Source organism: Kaistia soli DSM 19436, from assembly GCF_900129325.1.
GTDB lineage: Bacteria > Pseudomonadota > Alphaproteobacteria > Rhizobiales > Kaistiaceae > Kaistia > Kaistia soli.
In genome coordinates this window covers 175171-196201 of sequence record NZ_FQUP01000002.1, presented here as the reverse complement: position 1 = coordinate 196201, position 21031 = coordinate 175171, and the positions used below count along the sequence as shown (strand labels likewise).

Here is a 21031-nt window from a genome sequence, read left to right as displayed (position 1 = left end):
CGACCCGGTGGACCGTGACGGTCAGTGACGAGGGGAGATGGGACACCATCTCCCCTTTTTCATTGGCCCGACGGGAGGCAGCGATGCCCGAGGCGACACGCGAAGACGAGACGAGCGACGACGAGGCACGGGGCTATTTCACGCGGCGGCTGCGCCTTCGGGCCCCGAAGCCTGGCGACGCCGCGGCGCTGGCAATTGCCGTGGGCAATCCGCGCGTCGCGATGAGCCTGTTCGACGTGCCCTACCCCTATGAGCGCGCCGACGCGGAAGGCTGGATCGAGCGCGCCCGCGTCCCGAGCAAGGCGCCCGGCACGACGCTGGTTGCCCTTTCCGTCGCTTCGGGTGAGTTGGTCGGTGCCGGCTTTCATCGCCCGAGCGACACCTGGCCGGGCGGGTTCGAACTGTCGTTCTGGGTCGCCGAACCCTTCTGGGGTCGGGGCTTCGGAACCGAGATCGCCCATGCGGTCGTCGATCACGCCTTCGAGGAGGGCGGGGCCGAACGCCTGTGGTGCGCCATCCGGGTGACGAGCGGGTCGGCGCGTCGCGTCGCGGAGAAGTGCGGCTTCCAGTTCCGCGATACGGGGCTGGTCCGGTCGCTTGCGACACGCGGCACGGTTCCGGTCGAGCGCTTCGTGCTCGAGCAGCGGGTCTGGGCGAGCCTCAAGTCCTGGGGCAGCGAGCGGGCCGCAACGCGGGAGGCGGGCGGCGCCGGCGAGCGGGCCGATGTCGGGACCGGGCAGGGTCATGCTAGGCTCGTACGCGAGGGCCGCAAGGCGCGAGACGATGGTGACGCAATTGATGCCGCCTGACTGGACGATGCGCACGAAGCGGCTGACGCTGCGTCCGATCCTCGGTAGCGATGCCGAGGCGCTCGTCGAGGGCCTCGGCGATTTCGAGGTGGCGCGGTGGCTTTCCCGCGTCCCCTATCCCTATACGCTCGATGAAGCGCGGCGCTTCATCGCGTGGGAGAGGTCGGAGCGGGCGGTGGGCGAGGATCGCGTCGTCGGCATCGATGCCGGCGGGCTCGTCGGCATCGCGTCGTTGCGCGGCCGGGGGGCGGAGCCCGTGCTCGGCTATTGGCTTTCCCGTCGTCATTGGGGGCAGGGCTATATGACCGAGGCGGTCGGCGCGCTGATCGCGGCGGCCTTCGAAAGCCCTGATGTCGCGACCATCCGTTCCGGCGTCTTCGAGGGCAACCAGCGCTCCCTGGCGATCCAGACACGGTTCGGCTTCGTCGTTTCGGGCCATTCAAGGCTGCATAATCTTGCGCTCGACCGCGATCTTGCGCATATCGACACCCAACTGACGCGCGCGCGTCATGAAGAGTTTAAACCATGAAATTTCTCGACGAGGCCAAGGTCTTCATCCGCTCGGGCGATGGCGGGGCCGGCTCGGTCTCGTTCCGGCGCGAGAAATACATCGAGTTCGGCGGCCCCGACGGCGGCGACGGCGGCCGGGGCGGCGACGTCTGGGTCGAATGCGTCGACGGGCTCAACACGCTGATCGACTATCGCTATCAGCAGCATTTCAAGGCCAAGACAGGCGTCCACGGCATGGGCCGCAACATGGCGGGTGGCAAGGGCGACGATGTGACGTTGAAGGTGCCGGTCGGCACGCAGATCTTTGATGAGGACAACGAGACGCTGATCGCCGACCTGACCCGGGTCGGCGAGCGAATCCTGCTGGCCAAGGGTGGCAATGGCGGCTTTGGCAACGCCCATTTCAAGACCTCGACCAACCAGGCGCCGCGCCGCGCCAATCCCGGCCTCGAGGGGCTGGAGCGCTGGATCTGGCTGCGGCTGAAACTGATCGCCGATGGCGGACTGATCGGGCTGCCCAATGCCGGCAAGTCGACCTTCCTCGCCACCGTCACGGCTGCGCGTCCGAAGATCGCCGACTATCCGTTCACGACCCTGCATCCCGGCCTCGGCGTGGTGCGCAGCGACGGGCGCGAATTCGTGCTCGCCGATATTCCGGGCCTTATCGAGGGCGCGCATGAGGGTGTCGGCCTCGGCGATCGCTTCCTCGGCCATGTCGAGCGCTGCCGCGTGCTTCTGCATCTCGTGGACGGGACGCAGGAGGATCCTGCCGAGGCCTATCGCGTGGTGCGTGGCGAACTCGATGCCTATGGCGCTGGGCTGCCCGAGAAGCGCGAGATCGTCGCCCTGTCCAAGGCGGATGCCATTCCCGCCGAAGAACTCGAAGCGCGCACAAAGGCGCTGCAGAAGGCCAGTGGCCAGAAGCCGCTGATCCTTTCGGCGGCGACGCGTCAGGGCATCGAGGCAGCGTTGCGAGCGCTCGGGAGGGTGATCGACGAGGGCCGCGTCGCCGATCCGAACGATATTCCTTCGCCTCGTCCGGAGACGTGGCAGCCATGAGCGAGGGGCAGGCCCTGTCCGGCGCCCTGCTCCCCGGCCGCTCCGACCTCGCGTCGCTGAAACCGGAGAGCTTTCGCCGCATCGTGATCAAGATCGGCTCGGCTTTGCTGGTCGACCGGGAGAAGGGCGCGCTCAGGGCCGACTGGCTCGCTGCCTTCGTCGACGACGTCGCGCGCCTCGCGACCGGCGGACGCGACGTGCTGGTGGTGTCCTCGGGTGCGATCGCGCTTGGGCGAGGGGTACTTGGCCTGCCGCGCGGTGTGCTGAAGCTCGAGGAGAGCCAGGCGGCGGCGGCGGTCGGCCAGATCGCGCTTGCCCGCGCCTATTCCGAGATGCTCGGTGCGCACCAGATCACCGCCGGCCAGATCCTGCTGACGCTCGGCGATACCGAGGAACGCCGCCGCTATCTGAATGCCCGCTCGACGATCACCACGCTGCTGCGCATGGGCGCGGTGCCGGTGATCAACGAGAACGACACCGTCGCTACGAGCGAGATCCGCTATGGCGACAATGATCGCCTCGCGGCGCGCGTGGCCTCTATGATGGGGGCGGACCTCCTGGTTCTGCTGTCGGATATCGATGGCCTTTATACGGCGCCGCCGCATACCGATCCCGCCGCACGGTTCATTCCGGTCGTCGAACGGATCACGCCCGAGATCGAGGCGATGGCCGGCGGGGCCGCGTCCGAATATTCCCGCGGCGGCATGCGTACCAAGGTCGAGGCCGGCAAGATCGCGACCAGCGCCGGCTGCAACATGGTGATCGCGCTTGGCAAGCCGAGCAACCCGCTGCGCCGGATCTCGGAAGGCGCGCCGGCAACCTGGTTCCTGGCCGAGGCGAACCCGGTCACCGCGCGCAAGAAGTGGATCTCGGGACATCTGGAGACGCGCGGCCTCGTGGTCATCGATGCCGGCGCCGTCCGTGCGCTTCGCGCCGGCAAGAGCTTGCTGCCGGCAGGGGTCCGCCGTGTCGAAGGCCGTTTCCAGCGCGGTGATGCGATCCTGATCCAGGGCGAGGCGGGCGAGGAGGTCGGTCGCGGCTTGGTCGCCTATGATGCGGGCGATGCAGAGCGGATCGCCGGGCGCAATTCGGGCGAGATTGAAAATATCCTCGGCTATGCCGGCCGCGCCGCGATGATCCATCGCGACGACATGGCCCTCCGGGGCGAATAGGAGCGGATGACATGAGCCTTACGGCCCTCGAAAGGACCGACTCCATCGATGACGTCGCTGCGACGATGGACGCGATCGGCCGCCGGGCGCGCGCCGCGGCGCGGCGCCTCGCGCTGGCGCCGGCCGGGGTCAAGAATGCGGCCCTCAATGCTATGGCCGCCGCTCTCCGTGCGGATGCGCCGGCGATTCTCGCCGCCAATGCGCTCGATGTCGCCGCGGTCTCGAAGGAGGGTGCGCTCGCATCCTTCATCGATCGGCTGACGCTCAATCCGCAGCGGATCGAGGCTATGGCCGCGGGGGTCGAGGAAGTCGCAGGACTGCCCGATCCCGTCGGCATCGTCCTCGACGCCTGGGAGCGGCCGAACGGATTGAAGATGGAGCGCGTCAGCACGCCGCTCGGCGTCATCGGCGTCATCTATGAGAGCCGGCCGAATGTCACCGCCGATGCCGGCGCGCTCTGTCTCAAGGCAGGAAATGCGGTCATCCTGCGCGGTGGCTCGGATTCCTTCCGCTCCTCGCATGCGATCCATGCAGCCTTGGTGCGTGGCCTCGAAGCCGCGGGCCTGCCGGCCGATGCCATCCAGATGGTGCCAACGGCCGATCGCGCCGCCGTCGGCGCGATGCTTGGCGGTCTTGGCGGTGCCATCGACGTCATCGTCCCGCGCGGCGGCAAGAGTCTCGTCGCGCGCGTGCAGAGCGAAGCGCGGGTGCCTGTCTTCGCCCATCTCGAAGGCATCGTGCATATCTATATCCATGCCGAGGCCGATCTTGCGATGGCGATTCCGCTGATCGTCAACGCGAAAATGCGGCGCACCGGTGTCTGCGGCGCGGCCGAGACGCTACTCTTCGATCGCGCCGCCGCCGCGACGCATCTGGTGCCGATCGTGCGCGCGCTGATCGAGGCTGGATGCAGCATTCGCGGCGACGCCGAGACGCGGGCGCTCGTCAGCGAAGCGAGCCCCGCAACCGAGGCCGACTGGTCGACGGAGTATCTCGATTCCGTCATTTCAGTTCGTATCGTTGACGATATCGACGCCGCGATCGACCATATCGAACACTATGGCTCGCATCATACCGACGCGATCCTGACGGCGGATGAAGCGGCGGCAGCAAAGTTCCTGGCGGAAGTCGATTCGGCGATCGTGATGCACAATGCTTCGACGCAGTTCGCCGATGGCGGCGAATTCGGCTTCGGGGGCGAGATCGGCATCGCCACGGGGCGGATGCATGCCCGGGGGCCGGTCGGCACCCAACAGCTGACCTCGTTCAACTATCGCGTCCATGGCAGCGGACAGACGCGGCCGTGACGACCGACGATGCCGCCGATCCGGCGCCCGGATCGGCGCTCCGTTTGCCGCTCGCGCTGCCCGGGCAGCGTATCGGCCTTTTCGGCGGGTCGTTCGATCCGCCGCATGCGGGGCACCTGACCCTCAGCCTCATGGCGATCCGTCGGCTGCGCCTTGACGCGGTCTGGTGGCTGGTGACGCCCGGCAATCCGCTCAAGGATCATGCGCCAGGCGCGCTGGCCCGCCGGCTGGCGGCAGCCGAGGCCATGGCCAATGACCCGCGGATCGTGGTCACGGCCGTCGAAGCGTCGATGAAGACCCGCTATACGGCCGATACGCTGGCGATTCTCGCGCGGCGGCTTGCCGGCGTGAAGCTTGTGTGGCTTATGGGCGCCGACAATCTTTGCCAGTTTCACCGCTGGCGCCACTGGCGGCAGATCGCCCAGACGATGCCGATCGCCGTCTATGACCGGCCGGCGAGCACGTTCCGCGCGATGGCCTCGCCCGCCGCGCAAGCACTGGCCCGGTTCAGGCTCGACGAGTCGGATGCCGCCCTCCTGCCGGGACATGCGACGCCGGCCTGGGTTTTCCTGCATGGGCCGCGTGTCGCGATGTCTTCGACGGCGTTGCGGGCAGGATCGATTAAGGAATCGGCGCGGTCTTGAAAGCTTCACCCGCTCGTGCCTATCTTCTCATCATGCGGACATCGTGCCGCAGGGAGAGAGAATGATCAGATCCATTTCCGGATCAAGCGCGCCTTTTGGCGAAAGGATCAACCACTGACGACGGCAATCCAAACCGAGGCTGCGAATGATCGCCTGCCTCATAAGACGGCGGTTCGCCGGCAGATTGCGGCGGACGACGTTCTCAGAACCATCCTCGAAAGCCTCGATGATTCGAAGGCCGAGGAAATCGTCTCGATCGACATTGCGGGCAAATCGGCTCTGGCGGACTACATGGTCATCGCCACAGGGCGTTCGCAGCGTCATGTCGGCGCGATCGCGGACCATCTCGATCGTGATATCACGGAAGCCGGCGGTCGGGTCGGCAGCGTCGAGGGCATGCCGCATTGCGACTGGGTGCTGATCGATGCGGGCGATGTCATCGTTCACGTCTTCAGGCCCGAGGTGCGTAGCTTCTACAATCTCGAGAAGATGTGGTCGCCCGACGCGCCGAAGGGGAGCGGGATCCGTCCCGTCGCCGAAGCGCCGGAGGAGTAGTTCTCCGGAGCTGCGATGCAGATCACCATTGTCGCTGTGGGCCGGCTGAAGGCCGGTCCCGAGCGCTTGCTTGTTGAGCGCTATCTCGAGCGCGCCGGCCAGACCGGGCGTGGACTGGGGCTGACCTTCGCCGTCCGGGAGTTTCCAGAGAGTCGGGCGGGGCGCGCTGACGAGCGGATGGCGCAGGAGGCCACCGCGCTGATCGGTGCGCTGCCGGAAGGCGCGCGGCTGGTCGCCCTCGACGAGCGCGGCGATACGGTCTCCAGCGACGGCTTTGCACAGCGGATCGGCAGTCTGCGCGACAGCGGCGTCAGGGACATCGTCTTCGCGATCGGCGGTGCCGACGGCCATGGCGAGGCATTGCGGCGGCGGGCGGACCAGCGGCTTGCCTTCGGGGCGATGACATGGCCACACCAGATCGTGCGGCTCCTGCTCGCCGAGCAGATCTATCGCGCAACGACGATCCTCTCAGGTCATCCCTATCATCGCGTGTAACGCGTCCAGCTTCGGCCGCAATTTGCGCTCAGCATGGCGTTCGTGCACTTCCGGCGGCGAAGACCGCCTCGCTTCGTCCGGACGAGCCAATGCCGCCATCCGGGCCGTTCCTTGATCCGACCATTGCCGCTTTCGCTCAGCCTTGCTCTCGTCGCCTTCGCCGCAGCGAGTGTTTCGCTTTGGCCGGGGCGATCCGAGGCGCAGGCTCCGGGGACTCAGCCGTCCGCTTCGGAAGCGCCGGCCGATCCTGCCGAGGCGGCACGGGCGCAACGACGCGCCGAGCTTGACGCCATCACCCATGACATCGAGGTGACGCGGGCGCGGCAGGACGAGCTGAAGGCGGAAATCGACAAGCTCGACAAGGACAGCGCGTCGCTGACGCAAAGCATGGTCGAAACGGGCGAACGGGCGAAGCAGCTCGAGCGCCAGCTCGGCGAAGCAGAAACGCGAATGAGCAGCCTCCTCGACGAGGAAAAGACCGTCCGTGCGTCGCTCTCCACCCGACGTGGGGTGCTGGCGAATGTGCTGGCCGCTCTACAGCGCATGGGCCGCAAACCGCCGCCGGCGATCGTCGTCCGACCCGAGGATGCGCTCGCCGCCGTGCGTAGTGCGATGCTGCTCGGCGCCGTCGTCCCGGAGTTGCGCACCGAGGCCGACGGGCTCACCGCGGATCTTCAGCATCTCCTGGCGCTCAAGGACGAAAAGGCGCGCGAGCGCGACAGGGTGCGCGCTGACGCGACGGCCCTCGCTGAAGAGCAGACGCGCATCCAGCTGCTGGTCGCGGAAAAGAAGAAGGCGCGCACGGCCTCCGAGGTGGCGCTCGCCACCGAACAGACGCGTTCCGAACAACTCGCCGCGCAGGCAAGCAGCTTGCAGGATCTCATCGATTCGCTTGAAAAGCAGGTGACCGCCTCGGCCGATGCCGCTGCGACCGCCAAGGCGGCCGAGGCCAGGAATCAGGCGGCGATCGAGTCCGGAGAGGCGACGCGCCAGCCGGACAATCTCGGCGCCGCCAATCGCATCGAGCCCGCCGTCGCCTTTGCCGACACCAAGGGCCTGCTGCCGCGCCCGGTGAACGGCGTCGAGGTAAAGAGCTTCGGCGATGCCGACGGGCTTGGCGGTACGACGGCTGGCGTCTCGATCGCCACACGCGCCGGCGCCGGCGTTTCTTCGCCCAGCGATGGCTGGGTGGTCTATGCAGGTCCCTTCCGCTCCTATGGGCAACTCTTGATCATCAATGCCGGGGGCGGGTATCATGTGCTCTTGGCAGGCATGGAGCGCATCAACGTCGAACTCGGGCAATTCGTTCTTGCGGGCGAGCCGGTCGGCGTAATGGGAACCCGCCAGCTTGCGAGCGTGAGCGCTGAAAGTATTGGCGCGCAGCAGCCCCTGCTCTATGTCGAATTCAGAAAAGACGGTACCTCGATCGACCCGGCCCCATGGTGGGCGCGATCCAGCGACGAAAAGGTTGGCGGATGATTCGGAATGCTTCGCTTCTCCTGGCCGGTACGATCATCGGCGCCACGGCGGCTATCACGGTAGCTCAGGTGCCCGGTCTTGTGCCGAGCGCGGCCCACGCCGCTGTCTCGGACACCTATCGGCAGCTTAATCTGTTCGGTGACGTGTTCGAGCGCATCCGCGCCGACTATGTCGAGAAGCCGGATGACAGCGCGTTGATCGAGGCGGCCGTCAACGGCATGCTGACCTCGCTCGACCCGCATTCGAGCTATATGAATCCAAAAGACTTCAAGGACATGCAGGTCCAGACCCGCGGCGAGTTCGGCGGGCTCGGGATCGAGGTCACGATGGAGGACGGCGTCGTCAAGGTCGTGTCGCCGATCGACGATACGCCAGCGGCCAAGGCCGGCATCCAGGCTGGCGACCTGATCATCGCCATTGACGGCGATTCGGTTCAGAACATGAACTTGAACCAGGCGGTCGAGAAGATGCGCGGCGCGGTCAATACGCCGATCACGCTGCAGATTGCTCGCAAGGGCACGGCCAAGCCATTCGACGTCAAGGTCGTGCGTGACGTGATCCGCATCCAGTCGGTCAAGTCGCGGGCCGAGGGTGACATCGGCTATATCCGCATCTCCTCGTTCAACGAGCAGACCTTCGACGGGCTCAAGAGTGCCGTCGACAAGCTCAACAAGGACATCGGCAAGGACAAGCTCAAGGGCTATATCCTCGATCTTCGCAACAATCCGGGCGGCCTGCTCGATCAGGCGGTTGCGGTTGGGGATGCCTTCCTGAACCAGGGCGAGATCGTCGCGACGCGCGGCCGGCATTCCGACCAGAACGCCCGTTATGACGCCCGCGACGGCGACCTGACTGATGGCAAGCCGGTGATCGTGCTGATCAATGGCGGCTCGGCCTCGGCCTCGGAGATCGTCGCCGGCGCATTGCAGGACCAGAAGCGCGCCACCATTCTCGGCACGCGTTCCTTCGGCAAGGGTTCGGTGCAGACGATCATTCCGCTCGGCTCCAACGGCGCGATCCGCCTCACCACAGCGCGTTACTACACGCCGGCGGGCCGCTCGATCCAGGCCAAGGGCATCGACCCGGACATCCAGGTCGTGCAGGACCTGCCGCCGGAACTGAAGGACCAGGTCACCGACACCAAGGGCGAGGCATCGCTCAAGGGCCATCTCGCCAACGAGGCGGGCGGCGACGAGGGCACGGGCTCGCAGGCCTATGTGCCGCCGGATGCCAAGGACGACAAGCAGCTCCAGCAGGCGATCGGCCTTCTGGATGGCAAGCAGGCCAACAGCGCCTTCCCGCCGAACCCCAAGGCGGCCGTGCCGAACTAGGTCCATGACGGCGCCCCGAGGGCGCCGTTTTCCTTTCAACGCCCGACGACAGCGAGCGGACGTGCCCGACGACTATAGCGCCCCCCTCGGTCTCGACCGCCCGGCCGCGCGGCGCCGCCCGTTGCCGATCTGGCCGTTTCTCGCTGGTCCGACGCTCCTCATCGTCGCAGCGTTTGCGGCATGGGCGGTGTTGAAGGGTGATCCTTACGGCGGCCAGCCGCATGTCACCGTCGATGTGCCGCCGCTGCCGCCACCGGTCGCCGCCGCGCCGCCTCAGCCCGAGCCGCCGGCCGAGCCGGATGACCCGAACGGCCAGATCATCATCCGCGACCCCTGATCCGCCTTTCATAGTCTCGGCGCCGGTCATGGCCGCTGCCGCACCCTCTCGCATCCGGAGACGTCCTATGCCGAAAAAGAAGCCGGTCGATCCCGCGACACTGCCCTATCGGCCGTGCGTAGGCGCCGTCGTGTTCAACAAAGCAGGACACGTCTTCATTGGCGAACGCTCGCCGAATGCCGAGCTCGTGGCCGGGGATCCTGTCTGGCAGCTGCCGCAGGGCGGCATCGACGAGGGCGAGGCGCCGCTGCCGGCCGCCTATCGCGAGCTCTATGAGGAGACGAACATCAAGTCGGTTTCCCTGCTGGCCGAGGCGGAAGGATGGTTCGACTACGACCTTCCGGCCGATCTCGTCGGCATCGCGCTCAAGGGCAAATATCGCGGCCAGCGGCAGAAGTGGTTCGCGTTCCGCTTTGAGGGCGAGGAGAGCGAGATCGACGTGCTGGCGCCGGGAGGCGGCAAATACGAGGCGGAATTCATTTCCTGGCGCTGGGAAAGGCTCGAGGCGTTGCCCGGCCTGATCGTTCCATTCAAGCGCAAGGTCTATGACCAGGTCGTGGCGGCGTTCAGCCATCTGGCCGCGTGAGCAGAGGTCAGACTTCGCGGTAACAAAAAAAGGCGCCGGTGATCCGGCGCCTTTTTGCATGGAGCGTTGAGCGCGGTCAGTGACCGAGCACCGCCTGGACATCCTTCAACTGAGCCAGCCGCGTCGCGGCAGCCGTCTTGGAGGCGTCGTCGCGCGCGTCGGTCACATCTTCCTCGGCATCGCGAATCTGGCTCGCAATGTCCTCGGCATTGAGGCTTTCGACCGGGATCGCCTGCTCGGCGAGGATCGTCAGGCCATTCGCATTCACATCGGCAAAGCCACCGCGCACGAAGAAGCGCTGGGCCTGGCCGGACGCCAGCGTCACGACGACAACGCCGGGCTTGATGGTCGCCATGAAGGGCGCGTGGTTCTTCAGAACCTCGAACTCGCCCTCCGATCCCGGCACGACGACCGAGAGAGCCGGCTCCGAGAGGAGCAGGCGCTCGGGCGAGACGAGTTCGAACGGGAACGGATCGGCCATGGGAACTTACCTCTTCTCGTCAGACGCTCAGGCCGCGGCCGCGAGCTTCTTCGCCTTGGCGATGGCGTCCTCGATTGTGCCGACCATGTAGAAGGCAGGCTCGGGGAGGTGGTCGTAGTCGCCGTTGCAAAGGCCCTTGAAGCCCTTGATCGTGTCGGCGATCGGCACCTGGACGCCCGGCTGGCCGGTGAAGGCCTCGGCGACGTCGAAGGGCTGCGACAGGAAGCGCTCGATCTTGCGGGCGCGCGACACGATGAGCTTGTCCTCTTCGGAAAGCTCGTCCATGCCCAGGATCGCGATGATGTCCTGCAGGGCCTTGTAGCGCTGCAGGATCTGCTGCACGCGACGGGCGACCGCGTAATGCTCTTCACCGACGATGGCCGGGGTCAGCATGCGCGAGGTCGAGTCGAGCGGGTCCACCGCCGGGTAGATACCCTTCTCGGAAATGGCGCGCGACAGGTTGGTGGTCGCGTCCAGATGGGCGAAGGAGGTGGCCGGTGCCGGGTCGGTCAAGTCGTCGGCCGGCACGTAGATGGCCTGAACCGAGGTGATCGAGCCCTTGTGGGTCGTCGTGATGCGCTCCTGCAGCTGGCCCATGTCGGTGGCCAGCGTCGGCTGATAGCCCACCGCGGAGGGGATACGGCCGAGCAGCGCCGACACTTCCGAACCCGCCTGGGTGAAGCGGAAGATGTTGTCGACGAAGAACAGCACGTCCTGGCCCTGGTCGCGGAAGTGTTCAGCGACAGTGAGGCCGGTCAGCGCGACGCGGGCGCGGGCGCCCGGCGGCTCGTTCATCTGGCCGAACACCAGGGCGCACTTGGACTTCACCGCCGGATCGGGGTTGTGCGGATCGGCATTTACCTTCGAGTCGATGAACTCGTGATAGAGGTCATTGCCCTCGCGGGTGCGCTCGCCAACGCCGGCGAACACCGAGTAGCCGCCATGCACCTTGGCGACGTTGTTGATCAGCTCTTGGATCAGCACGGTCTTGCCGACGCCGGCGCCGCCGAACAGGCCGATCTTGCCGCCCTTGGCGTAAGGCGCCAGCAGGTCAACGACCTTGATGCCGGTCAGGAGGATTTCAGCTTCGGTCGACTGCTCCGAATAGGACGGTGCGGGCGCATGGATCGGGCGCAGGCCTTCGGCCTCGACAGGGCCGGCTTCGTCGATCGGCTCGCCGATGACGTTCATGATGCGGCCGAGGGTGCCGACGCCGACCGGAACCTGGATCGGCACGCCGGTGTCGCGCACAGGCTGGCCGCGCACGAGGCCTTCGGACACGTCCATGGCGATGCAGCGCACGGTCGATTCGCCGAGATGCTGGGCCACTTCGAGCACGAGACGGTTGCCATTGTTGCTGGTCTCGAGCGCGTTCAGGATGGCCGGCAGATGGCCTTCGAACTGAACGTCGACGACGGCGCCGATCACCTGGGTGATGCGGCCCGAGTCGGCCTTCTGATTGGTGGTATTCGCCATGGTGTTCTCGCCTTCCAAAAGTCCGGTCAGAGCGCCTCGGCGCCCGAAATGATCTCGATCAGTTCCTTGGTGATCATCGCCTGGCGCGTGCGATTGTAGCGCAGCGTGTATTTCTTGATCATCTCGCCGGCATTGCGCGTCGCGTTGTCCATTGCCGACATCTTGGCACCCATCTCCGAAGCGACGTTCTCAAGGAGTGCGCCGAGGATCTGGACCGAGATGTTGCGCGGCAGGAGATCCTCCAGGATCGTCGCCTCGTCCGGCTCATATTCGTAGATCGCCGCCGTGGTCGGGGCGGCGTTGTCGTTGGTCGGCACCTGTGCCGGGATCAACTGCTGCGCCGTCGGGATCTGCTGGATGACCGAACGGAACTTCGAATAGAAGATCGTCGCCACGTCGAACTGTCCGTCGGCATAGAGCGACAGCACCTTGCGGGCGATGGCGTCCGCATTGGCGAAGCCGATCTGCTTGACGCTCCGCAGCTCGATGAGTTCGATGATCTCGTTTTGGAACAGCCGGCGCAGGGCGTCGTAGCCCTTCTTGCCGACGCACAGAATCTTGACCGTCTTGCCCTGTCGCTGCAGCGCGAGCGTATGCTCGCGCGCAAGACGGGCGATCGACGAGTTGAACGCGCCGCAAAGGCCGCGTTCGGCCGTGCAGACGATCAGGAGATGCGTCTGGTTGGCGCCGGTGCCGGCCAGAAGGCGCGGCGCATCAGACTGTCCGGCGACGCCGGCCGCGACATTGGCCAGCACCGCACCCATGCGCTCGGCATAGGGGCGGGCGGCTTCAGCGGCAGCCTGGGCGCGACGAAGCTTCGCCGCGGCGACCATCTGCATCGCCTTGGTGATCTTCTGCGTCGCCTTGACCGAGGCGATACGGTTTCGGAGTTCCTTGAGGCTCGGCATGAGCGTCCCTGTCGAGCGGAATGAAGGCCGGACCGCGCGAGGCGGACCGGCCCTTCCCTAGGTTCAGGCGAAGTTCTTGGCGAAGGCGTCGAGAGCGGCCTTCAGCTTCGAACGGATCTCGTCATTCAGCTCGCGCTTGTCGCGGATCAGGTCGAGAAGGTCCTTGTGCTCGGTGCGCAGCACGGCGAGCAGACCCTGCTCGAACGGGCCGACCTGGGCGACTTGGATCTTGTCGAGATAGCCGTTCACGCCGGCATAGATCACCGCAACCTGCTCCTCGACCTTCAGCGGCGAGAACTGCGGCTGCTTCAGGAGTTCGGTGAGGCGGGCGCCACGGTTGAGCAGGCGCTGGGTCGTGGCGTCGAGATCGGAGCCGAACTGCGCGAAGGCAGCCATCTCGCGATACTGCGACAGCTCGCCCTTGATCGGGCCGGCAACCTGCTTCATCGCCTTGATCTGGGCGGCAGAGCCGACGCGCGACACCGAAAGGCCGACGTTCACGGCGGGACGGATGCCCTGATAGAAAAGGTCCGTCTCGAGGAAGATCTGGCCGTCGGTGATCGAGATCACGTTGGTCGGGATGTAGGCCGACACGTCGTTGGCCTGCGTCTCGATGATCGGCAGGGCGGTCAGCGAACCGTTGCCATTGTCATCGTTCAGCTTGGCTGCGCGCTCGAGCAGGCGGGAATGGAGATAGAACACGTCGCCCGGATAGGCTTCGCGGCCCGGCGGACGGCGCAGCAGCAGCGACATCTGGCGGTAGGCGACGGCCTGCTTGGAGAGATCGTCATAGACGATCAGGGCGTGCATGGCGTTGTCGCGGAAATACTCGCCCATCGCGCAACCGGCGAAGGGTGCGAGATACTGCATCGGGGCAGGGTCGGAAGCGGTAGCAGCGATGACGATCGAATATTCGAGCGCGCCGCGCTCCTCGAGCACCTTCACGAACTGTGCGACGGTCGAGCGCTTCTGGCCGATTGCGACATAGACGCAATAGAGCTTCTTCGATTCATCGCCCGTGTCGTTGACCGACTTCTGGTTGAGGATCGTGTCGAGCGCGACGGCGGTCTTGCCGGTCTGGCGATCGCCGATGATCAGCTCGCGCTGGCCACGGCCGACCGGGATCATGGCGTCGATCGCCTTGAGGCCGGTCTGCATCGGCTCATGCACCGACTTGCGCGGGATGATGCCGGGTGCCTTGACGTCGACGCGGCGACGCTCGGTGGTCTCGATCGGGCCCTTGCCGTCGATCGGGTTGCCGAGGGCATCAACGACGCGGCCGAGCAGGGCCTTGCCGACCGGAACGTCCACGATGGCGCCCGTGCGCTTGACGGTGTCGCCTTCCGAGATGTCACGGTCGGAGCCGAAGATCACGACGCCGACATTGTCGGTCTCGAGATTCAGCGCCATGCCACGGGTGCCGCCCGGGAACTCGACCATCTCGCCGGCCTGGACATTGTCGAGACCATAGATGCGGGCAATACCGTCGCCGACCGACAGAACCTGTCCGACTTCGGAAACCTGAGCCTCGGAGCCGAAGTTCTTGATCTGCTCCTTGAGGATTGCGGAGATTTCTGCGGCGCGGATGTCCATCAGCCGACCTCTTTCATGGCGATCTTGAGTGAATTGAGCTTGGAACGCAGCGACGTGTCGACCATACGGCTGCCGACCTTGACGACGAGGCCGCCGATGAGGGCCGGATCGACCTGCGTCACGAGCGTGACGTCCTTGCCGATCTTGGCCTTCAGGGCCTCCTTCAGCGCAGCCGTGGCGGCATCGCTGAGCGGCTCGGCACTGGTCACCTCAGCCGTCACCTCGCCGCGATGAGCAGCTGCGAGACGGCGGAAATCGGCGATCATGCCGGGCAGGACGAACAGCCGGCGATTGCCGGCGGCGACCTTGATGAAATTCGCGACGAGCCCGCCGATGCCCGCCTTGGCGAGCACGGCCGAAACGGCGCGCAACTGATCTTCGGCGGCGAAGACCGGGCTCCGCACGAGGCGGGTCAGGTCGTCGCTTTCGGCGAGCAGGTCGGTGAAGCGGGAAAGGTCGGCCTCGACGGCGTCGACTGCGCCGCTGTCGAGCGCGAGCTCGAAAAGGGCCGTGGCGTAGCGCCCGGACACCCCTGAGACGATGCTTTTCTCTTCCGCCACCTGATCCTCGCTTTAAGCCGCCACGACCGGGCTTCGGTCCCGCTCCGGTCGCTGCCGTGCAACACACTGAACGGATTGGATTTTGTCGAAGCGGCTAGAAGCCGTCGAGAATGGCCCGCCCGTAAGCCGCGCGTTCGTTAGCACAGCATCCCGCCCGTCGCAACTCGCCTAGGGGTCGAGAATGCTTGCGCGGACGACGGAAATGGGCGGCGAGGGGTGCAGGATGGAGGTGTTACCACTGAGGACGCTGTTCGCGTAGAAGGTGACACCTCATTTGAGGAATGGTATTACCTTTTCATCGCGGCTGGGGATCTGGACGATGTCGGGAACGATAGCGATCAAGGTGGATGAGGCGTTGCGGGCACGGCTCAAGGCCGCCGCAGGCCTGGTGGGGCGTTCGCCGCATTGGCTGGCTCGGACCGGCGTCATTGCCGCGATCGAGAAGGCCGAGCGCGGCGAGCGCTTCGACGCGGAGGAAGAGGCGGAGCCTCTCGCACAGCCTCTGCAAGGCCCATTCGTCGCGTTCGCACGCGATCTCCCCCCGCAAAGCGCGCTCAGGGCGCGGATCACGGCGGCGACACGCATGCCGGAGACGGAATGCCTGCCGCTGCTGATTCCCCAGGCCCGGCTTGACCCAGCGGCGAATGCCCGGGCGGCGCAGACGGCGCGTGGGCTCGTCGAGCGGCTGCGCCTCAAGGAGCCGGCCGGCCGCGTTGATGGCCTCGTGCGGGAGTATGCGCTGTCGACCCAGGAAGGCGTGGCGCTGATGTGCCTTGCAGAGGCGCTGCTGCGCATTCCCGATCGTCCCACCCGCGAGGCGCTCATCCGCGACAAGATCTCGGCCGGCGATTGGCGCGCGCATGTCGGACACAGCCCCTCGCTGTTCGTCAACGCGGCGACCTGGGGCCTCGTCGTCACCGGCAAGCTCAACACCACCAACAGCGAGCGGGGGCTTTCCGCCGCTTTGACGCGGCTGATCGGCAAGGGCGGCGAGCCGCTGATCCGCAAGGGCGTCGAGATCGCCATGCGGCTGATGGGCGAGCAGTTCGTGACCGGACAGACGATCGGCGAGGCGCTCGCCAACAGTCGCCGCATGGAGGCGAAGGGCTTCCGCTATTCCTATGACATGCTCGGCGAGGCGGCGATGACAGCCGCCGATGCGGCGCGCTATCTCGCCGACTATGAGCAGGCGATCCACGCGATCGGCAAGGCGGCCGGGGGGCGCGGCATCTATGAGGGGCCGGGCATCTCGGTGAAGCTCTCGGCGCTGCATCCGCGCTATGCCCGTGCCCAGCGCGACCGTGTGATGACGGAATTGCTGCCACGGCTGAAGGACCTCGCTGTGCTGGCGAAGCGCTACGACATCGGCCTCAACATCGATGCGGAGGAGGCCGACCGGCTGGAGATCTCCCTCGATCTCCTTGAGGCGCTCGCCTTCGATCCGGACCTCGCCGGCTGGAACGGCATCGGCTTCGTCATCCAGGCCTATGGCAAGCGCTGCCCGTTCGTCATCGACTGGCTGATCGATCTCGCAAGGCGCAGCCGGCGCCGCATCATGGTGCGTCTCGTCAAGGGCGCCTACTGGGACAGCGAGATCAAGCGCGCGCAGGAAGCCGGCCTTGAGGACTTCCCGGTCTTCACGCGCAAGCTGCACACCGACGTCTCCTATCTCGCCTGCGCCCGGCGCCTGCTTTCCGCGCCCGATGCGATCTTCCCGCAATTCGCCACGCACAATGCCCAGACGCTCGCCGCGGTGATGGAGATGGCCGGCGCCAACTACTATCCGGGCCAATACGAATTCCAGTGCCTGCACGGCATGGGCGAGCCGCTCTACGAAGAGGTTGTCGGCGAGGACAAGCTTGGCCGGCCCTGCCGGATCTATGCGCCCGTCGGCACGCATGACACGCTGCTTGCCTATCTGGTGCGGCGGCTGCTCGAAAACGGCGCCAATACTTCTTTCGTGAACCGCATCTCCGATACCGAGGTGCCGGTCGAGGCGCTGATCGCCGATCCCGTCACGGAAGCGCTGGCGGTCGAGCCTGTCGGCGCGCCGCATCCGAAGATCGCCCTGCCACGCGGACTCTATGGCGCGGCGCGGCAGAACTCGGCCGGGATCGATCTTGCCAACGAGCAGAGGCTTGCGGCGCTCGCCGTCGCCCTGATCGGCAGCGCAGCGACGCCGTGGTGTGCATCACCTTTGGTTGGTGCTGACGCGCTTGCCGGCGATGAGGTCGACATTCTCAATCCGGCCGACCGGCGTGACCGCGTTGGCGGCATGATTGTAGCCTCGCCAGACGCCATCGACGCGGCATTCGCTGCGGCCGAGGCGATCGCGCCGATCTGGAGCGCGACGCCAGCCAGCGAGCGCGCCGCGGCATTGGAGCGCGCCGCCGATGCGCTCGAAACGCGTCTGCCGGAGTTGGTCGGGCTCATCGTCCGCGAGGCGGGTCGCACCATCCCGAACGCCGTCGCCGAGGTGCGCGAGGCTGTCGACTTCCTGCGCTATTATGCCGGCGAGGCGCGGGCACGTTTTGCCGCCGATACGCATCGGCCGCTCGGTCCGGTGGTCGCCATCAGCCCGTGGAACTTTCCGCTCGCGATCTTCACTGGCCAAGTGGCGGCGGCGCTTGCGGCGGGCAATCCCGTGCTGGCGAAGCCGGCCGAGGAAACGCCGCTCATCGCCGCCGAGGCGGTCCGCATCCTCCGGGCGAGCGGCGTGCCGACGGCGGCTGTACAACTTCTTCCCGGCGCTGGCGATGTCGGTGCGGCGCTGGTCGCCGATCGGCGGGTCCGCGCGGTGGTTTTCACCGGATCGACGGATGTCGCGCGGGCGATCAATCGCAGCCTCGCCAGCCGTCTGACGCCCGAGGGCCACACGCTTCCGCTCATCGCCGAGACCGGCGGCCAGAACGCGATGATCGTCGATTCATCTGCGCTCGCCGAGCAGGTCGCGGGCGACGCGATCCTTTCCGCCTTTGACAGCGCGGGCCAGCGCTGCTCGGCGCTGCGCGTGCTTTGCGTTCAGGAGGACGTTGCCGACCGGATGATCGCCATGCTGAAGGGCGCAATGGCCGAACTGTCGATCGGCGATCCGGCGCTGCTCTCGACCGATATTGGCCCGGTCATCTCGCAGGAGGCGGCGGAACGGCTGGAGGCGCATATTGCTGCAATGGCGGCGCGCGGTTTCAAGGTCCACCGGCTTGCGCAGGGCGATGCCGGTGCGCATGGCAGCTTCGTCGCGCCGGCGCTCATCGAGATCGAGGCGATCGAAGACGTGCCCGGCGAGGTATTCGGTCCGGTACTGCATGTGCTGCGCTACAGGCGCGATGGTCTCGACCTGCTGGTCGACGCGATCAACGGCACCGGTTATGGCCTCACCTTCGGTCTGCACACGCGCATCGACGAGACCATCGCGGCCGTCACCGCGCGGATCCATGCCGGCAATCTCTATGTGAACCGCAATGTGGTCGGCGCGGTGGTCGGCGTGCAGCCGTTCGGCGGCAACGGCCTTTCCGGCACCGGGCCAAAGGCGGGTGGCCCGCTCTATCTCGGCCGGCTCGTACAGCCTCATGACGATGCCGCTGGGGCGGCGCTCCCATCCGGTACGCCGGACCCCGTCGCGTCGGCCTTCGCCGATTGGCTGGCCCGTCGGGGCGATTCAGACGCCGCGGCGCGCGTGCGCGGCTTCATCGCGCGCAGCAATGTCGGTGCCGAGCAAATCCTCGCGGGGCCGGTCGGCCAGCGCGACAGCTATTTCACGCGCCCGCGCGGGCGCGTGCTGATCAGCGCGCAGACGTCGGGCGGACTAATGACGGCGCTCGGCGCGGTTCTGGCGACTGGCAATCGCGCATTGCTGTCGCCCGGCGAGGCCAGCGCCGGTCTGCTTGGCAGTCTGCCACCGGAAATCGCGCGGCGTATCGATGTCGTCGAGGATGCCGAGGACATGCCGCTCGGCGCGGTGCTCCACGAAGGGGATGCCGATCGTCTCGCGCTTCTCGCAGAGCGGATCGCGGCCCGCGAGGGCCCGCTCGTTGCGGTTCACGCCGTCTCCAGCGACGGCCTCGCAGCCGGGCGCGAGACGTTCTATCTCGACGGTCTCGTCGAGGAAGTCTCGCTGAGCATCAACACGGCGGCGGCCGGCGGCAATGCCAGCCTGATGTCGATCGGCTAGTCCAGCGCGGCCCGGAGCGCCGCCGCCGCGGCGATCGGACCGGCGACCAGAGATGCGAGCGCGAGCCCGGCGAGCACCATCAATGGCGTCGCCGGGTCGATGCCGCCGCTCGCTGCGGCAACCGCGCTGACGCCGAAGATCAGCACGGGAATCGTGAAGGGGAGCACCAGAACGGCCACGATCAGACCGCCGCGGCGCATGGCCGTTATCAGCGCCGCGCCGATCGCGCCGATGAAGGTCAGCGCCGGCGTGCCGATCAGCAGCGTCAGCGTGACGAAGAGGATCGACCGGCTGTCGGCCCCGAGCATCAGGCCGAACAGCGGCGCGCCGACGACGAGCGGCAGGCCGGTGGCGAGCCAATGGCCGATCGCCTTGGCGAGGACGATGAGTTCGAGCGGTAGGCCGGAGAGGATCATCTGATCGAGCGATCCGTCGTCGCGGTCGTCCTGGAACAGGCGGTCGAGACCGAGCAGCGTCGCGAGCAGCGCGGCAATCCACAGCATCGCTGGGCCGATGCGCGCGAGAAGCGGCATGTCCGGCCCGACGCCGAAGGGAACGACCGCCACCACCGACAGGAAGAAGACGAGGCCGGTGAACGCACCCCCGCCGGCGCCCAGCGAAAGGCGTGCGGTCCGGCTGACAAGGGCGAGGAAGAATCCCGTCATGATGCGCCGAGCCTCAGCGTCGCGGCCGGGATCGGCAAGGGGCGGTGCGTCGCGACGAGAGCGAGGCCGCCCGACGCAACGTGATCGGCGAGGAGGTCGCCGAATGTCGCCTCAGCGCTGGCATCGAGTGCGGCGGTCGGCTCGTCGAGCAGCCAGAGCGGCCGTCGCACTACGAGGAGACGGGCGAAAGCGACCCGGCGACGCTGCCCGGCCGAAAGATAGGCAGCCGGCATGTCGTCGAGATGGTCGAGCCCGACCCGTTCCAGCGCTTCGATCACCGGCAGGCCCGGGGCTCCTGCGACTTTTGACCACAGAACGAGGTTGTCGGCCACCGCGAGGGTTGGCTTCAGCGCGTCGAGATGGCCGAAATAATGCAGCGACTCGCCGATCGGCTCGCTGCTCCCCTGCCAGTCGATCCGCCCGCCGGTCAACGGCACCAGGCCGGCGACAGCGCGCAGAAGCGTCGATTTTCCGGCGCCATTTGCGCCGGTAAGGGCCAGCGCCTCGCCGGCGGCGAGCTGGAAGCCGATCCCGGCGAGGACGGCTCTGCCGCCGCGCTCGACGGCAAGCTCCCTGACGTCGAGACGGATCACTTGACCTCCCGCGCTGGCGGCGAGCCGAAGAGGAGCGGCGAATTCGAACCGTTCCAGCCGCGGCGACTTTCCTCGTTGTGGCTTCTCCTTACGAAATTCACTATAAGCCCTGCAACCCGGCGCGGGGCCGCGCCGCGGCGAGGACAGATAGTCCGGACCGGCGCTTGAGAGCGCGCCGCATCTGCTGCTTCGCGGCAGTTCGTGCGGTCGCCCTGCCGGTTTCGCCGGATCGAGGCGGGCATGGTTCGTGCATCGGCTTCGGTCAGGTTTCTTTCGATCGAACCGAGGGCCAGATCCATC

Annotated in this window: 21 protein-coding genes; 13 read left to right on the top strand and 8 right to left on the bottom strand. The window is 66.8% G+C overall.

Annotated elements, in window-relative coordinates:
* Positions 1-83: 83 nt before the first annotated feature.
* The 12 genes from BUB39_RS10370 (at position 84) to BUB39_RS10315 (ending at position 10284) form a co-directional block, all read left to right on the top strand.
* The gene (locus BUB39_RS10370) at positions 84-809 is read left to right on the top strand and encodes a GNAT family N-acetyltransferase (protein ID WP_073053073.1); all 726 of its coding nucleotides are present in this window, start codon (positions 84-86) and stop codon (positions 807-809) included.
* Entirely contained in the window at positions 784-1338 is a 555-nt protein-coding gene (locus tag BUB39_RS10365) for a GNAT family N-acetyltransferase (protein ID WP_175561825.1), read from the top strand. Before BUB39_RS10370 ends, BUB39_RS10365 begins: the two co-directional genes overlap by 26 nt.
* Positions 1335-2378, top strand: coding sequence for a GTPase ObgE (gene obgE, locus BUB39_RS10360; RefSeq protein WP_073053071.1), 1044 nt, complete (start codon positions 1335-1337; stop codon positions 2376-2378). The genes BUB39_RS10365 and obgE overlap by 4 nt, the downstream gene beginning before the upstream one ends.
* Positions 2375-3550 carry a glutamate 5-kinase gene (proB, locus tag BUB39_RS10355; RefSeq protein ID WP_073053070.1) on the top strand — a complete coding sequence of 392 codons (1176 nt, stop codon included), beginning with the start codon at positions 2375-2377 and terminating at the stop codon, positions 3548-3550. The genes obgE and proB overlap by 4 nt, the downstream gene beginning before the upstream one ends.
* A gap of 11 nt (positions 3551-3561) precedes the next feature.
* Positions 3562-4857, top strand: coding sequence for a glutamate-5-semialdehyde dehydrogenase (locus BUB39_RS10350; protein ID WP_073053069.1), 1296 nt, complete (start codon positions 3562-3564; stop codon positions 4855-4857).
* A complete protein-coding gene (locus tag BUB39_RS10345; protein ID WP_073053068.1) occupies positions 4854-5501 on the top strand; it encodes a nicotinate-nucleotide adenylyltransferase in 648 nt (215 codons plus the stop codon). Before BUB39_RS10350 ends, BUB39_RS10345 begins: the two co-directional genes overlap by 4 nt.
* Positions 5502-5654: 153 nt before the next feature.
* Entirely contained in the window at positions 5655-6056 is a 402-nt protein-coding gene (gene rsfS, locus BUB39_RS10340) for a ribosome silencing factor (protein WP_073054136.1), read from the top strand.
* Positions 6057-6071: 15 nt separating this feature from the next.
* Entirely contained in the window at positions 6072-6551 is a 480-nt protein-coding gene (gene rlmH, locus BUB39_RS10335; RefSeq protein ID WP_073053067.1) for a 23S rRNA (pseudouridine(1915)-N(3))-methyltransferase RlmH, read from the top strand.
* Between the two features lie 123 nt (positions 6552-6674).
* A complete protein-coding gene (locus BUB39_RS10330) occupies positions 6675-8030 on the top strand; it encodes a murein hydrolase activator EnvC family protein (protein WP_244540220.1) in 1356 nt (451 codons plus the stop codon).
* Positions 8027-9361 carry a S41 family peptidase gene (locus tag BUB39_RS10325; protein ID WP_073053066.1) on the top strand — a complete coding sequence of 445 codons (1335 nt, stop codon included), beginning with the start codon at positions 8027-8029 and terminating at the stop codon, positions 9359-9361. The genes BUB39_RS10330 and BUB39_RS10325 overlap by 4 nt, the downstream gene beginning before the upstream one ends.
* Before the next feature lie 61 nt (positions 9362-9422).
* Positions 9423-9698, top strand: a complete 276-nt coding sequence (locus BUB39_RS10320; RefSeq protein ID WP_073053065.1) for a hypothetical protein — start codon at positions 9423-9425, stop codon at positions 9696-9698.
* A gap of 67 nt (positions 9699-9765) precedes the next feature.
* Positions 9766-10284, top strand: coding sequence for an RNA pyrophosphohydrolase (locus BUB39_RS10315; protein WP_073053064.1), 519 nt, complete (start codon positions 9766-9768; stop codon positions 10282-10284).
* Positions 10285-10360: 76 nt separating this feature from the next.
* On the opposite strand, the gene BUB39_RS10310 is transcribed toward BUB39_RS10315, so the two are convergent.
* From BUB39_RS10310 to BUB39_RS10290, 5 genes are all read right to left on the bottom strand, one after another.
* A complete protein-coding gene (locus tag BUB39_RS10310) occupies positions 10361-10765 on the bottom strand; it encodes a F0F1 ATP synthase subunit epsilon (protein WP_073053063.1) in 405 nt (134 codons plus the stop codon).
* 27 nt (positions 10766-10792) lie between these two features.
* Entirely contained in the window at positions 10793-12241 is a 1449-nt protein-coding gene (gene atpD / locus BUB39_RS10305) for a F0F1 ATP synthase subunit beta (RefSeq protein ID WP_073053062.1), read from the bottom strand.
* Positions 12242-12267: 26 nt separating this feature from the next.
* Positions 12268-13149, bottom strand: a complete 882-nt coding sequence (locus tag BUB39_RS10300; protein ID WP_073053061.1) for a F0F1 ATP synthase subunit gamma — start codon at positions 13147-13149, stop codon at positions 12268-12270.
* A 63-nt stretch (positions 13150-13212) separates the two neighbouring features.
* Positions 13213-14742, bottom strand: coding sequence for a F0F1 ATP synthase subunit alpha (gene atpA, locus BUB39_RS10295; protein ID WP_073053060.1), 1530 nt, complete (start codon positions 14740-14742; stop codon positions 13213-13215).
* Positions 14742-15302, bottom strand: coding sequence for a F0F1 ATP synthase subunit delta (locus BUB39_RS10290; protein ID WP_073053059.1), 561 nt, complete (start codon positions 15300-15302; stop codon positions 14742-14744). Before BUB39_RS10290 ends, atpA begins: the two co-directional genes overlap by 1 nt.
* 319 nt (positions 15303-15621) lie before the next feature.
* On the opposite strand from BUB39_RS10290, the gene putA reads away from it, so the two are divergent.
* Positions 15622-19473, top strand: a complete 3852-nt coding sequence (putA, locus tag BUB39_RS10285; RefSeq protein WP_073053058.1) for a trifunctional transcriptional regulator/proline dehydrogenase/L-glutamate gamma-semialdehyde dehydrogenase — start codon at positions 15622-15624, stop codon at positions 19471-19473.
* Here putA and ccmB read toward each other — a convergent pair.
* The 3 genes from ccmB to BUB39_RS25470 are packed head-to-tail and all read right to left on the bottom strand — an operon-like array spanning position 19470 to position 21030.
* Positions 19470-20138 (bottom strand): heme exporter protein CcmB, encoded by a 669-nt coding sequence (gene ccmB / locus BUB39_RS10280; RefSeq protein WP_073053057.1) that lies wholly within the window; start codon positions 20136-20138, stop codon positions 19470-19472. The two genes, putA and ccmB, sit on opposite strands and share 4 nt — an antisense overlap.
* A complete protein-coding gene (ccmA, locus tag BUB39_RS10275; RefSeq protein ID WP_073054131.1) occupies positions 20135-20728 on the bottom strand; it encodes a heme ABC exporter ATP-binding protein CcmA in 594 nt (197 codons plus the stop codon). Before ccmA ends, ccmB begins: the two co-directional genes overlap by 4 nt.
* The gene (locus tag BUB39_RS25470) at positions 20728-21030 is read right to left on the bottom strand and encodes a hypothetical protein (protein ID WP_175561824.1); all 303 of its coding nucleotides are present in this window, start codon (positions 21028-21030) and stop codon (positions 20728-20730) included. Before BUB39_RS25470 ends, ccmA begins: the two co-directional genes overlap by 1 nt.
* Position 21031 lies beyond the last annotated feature (1 nt).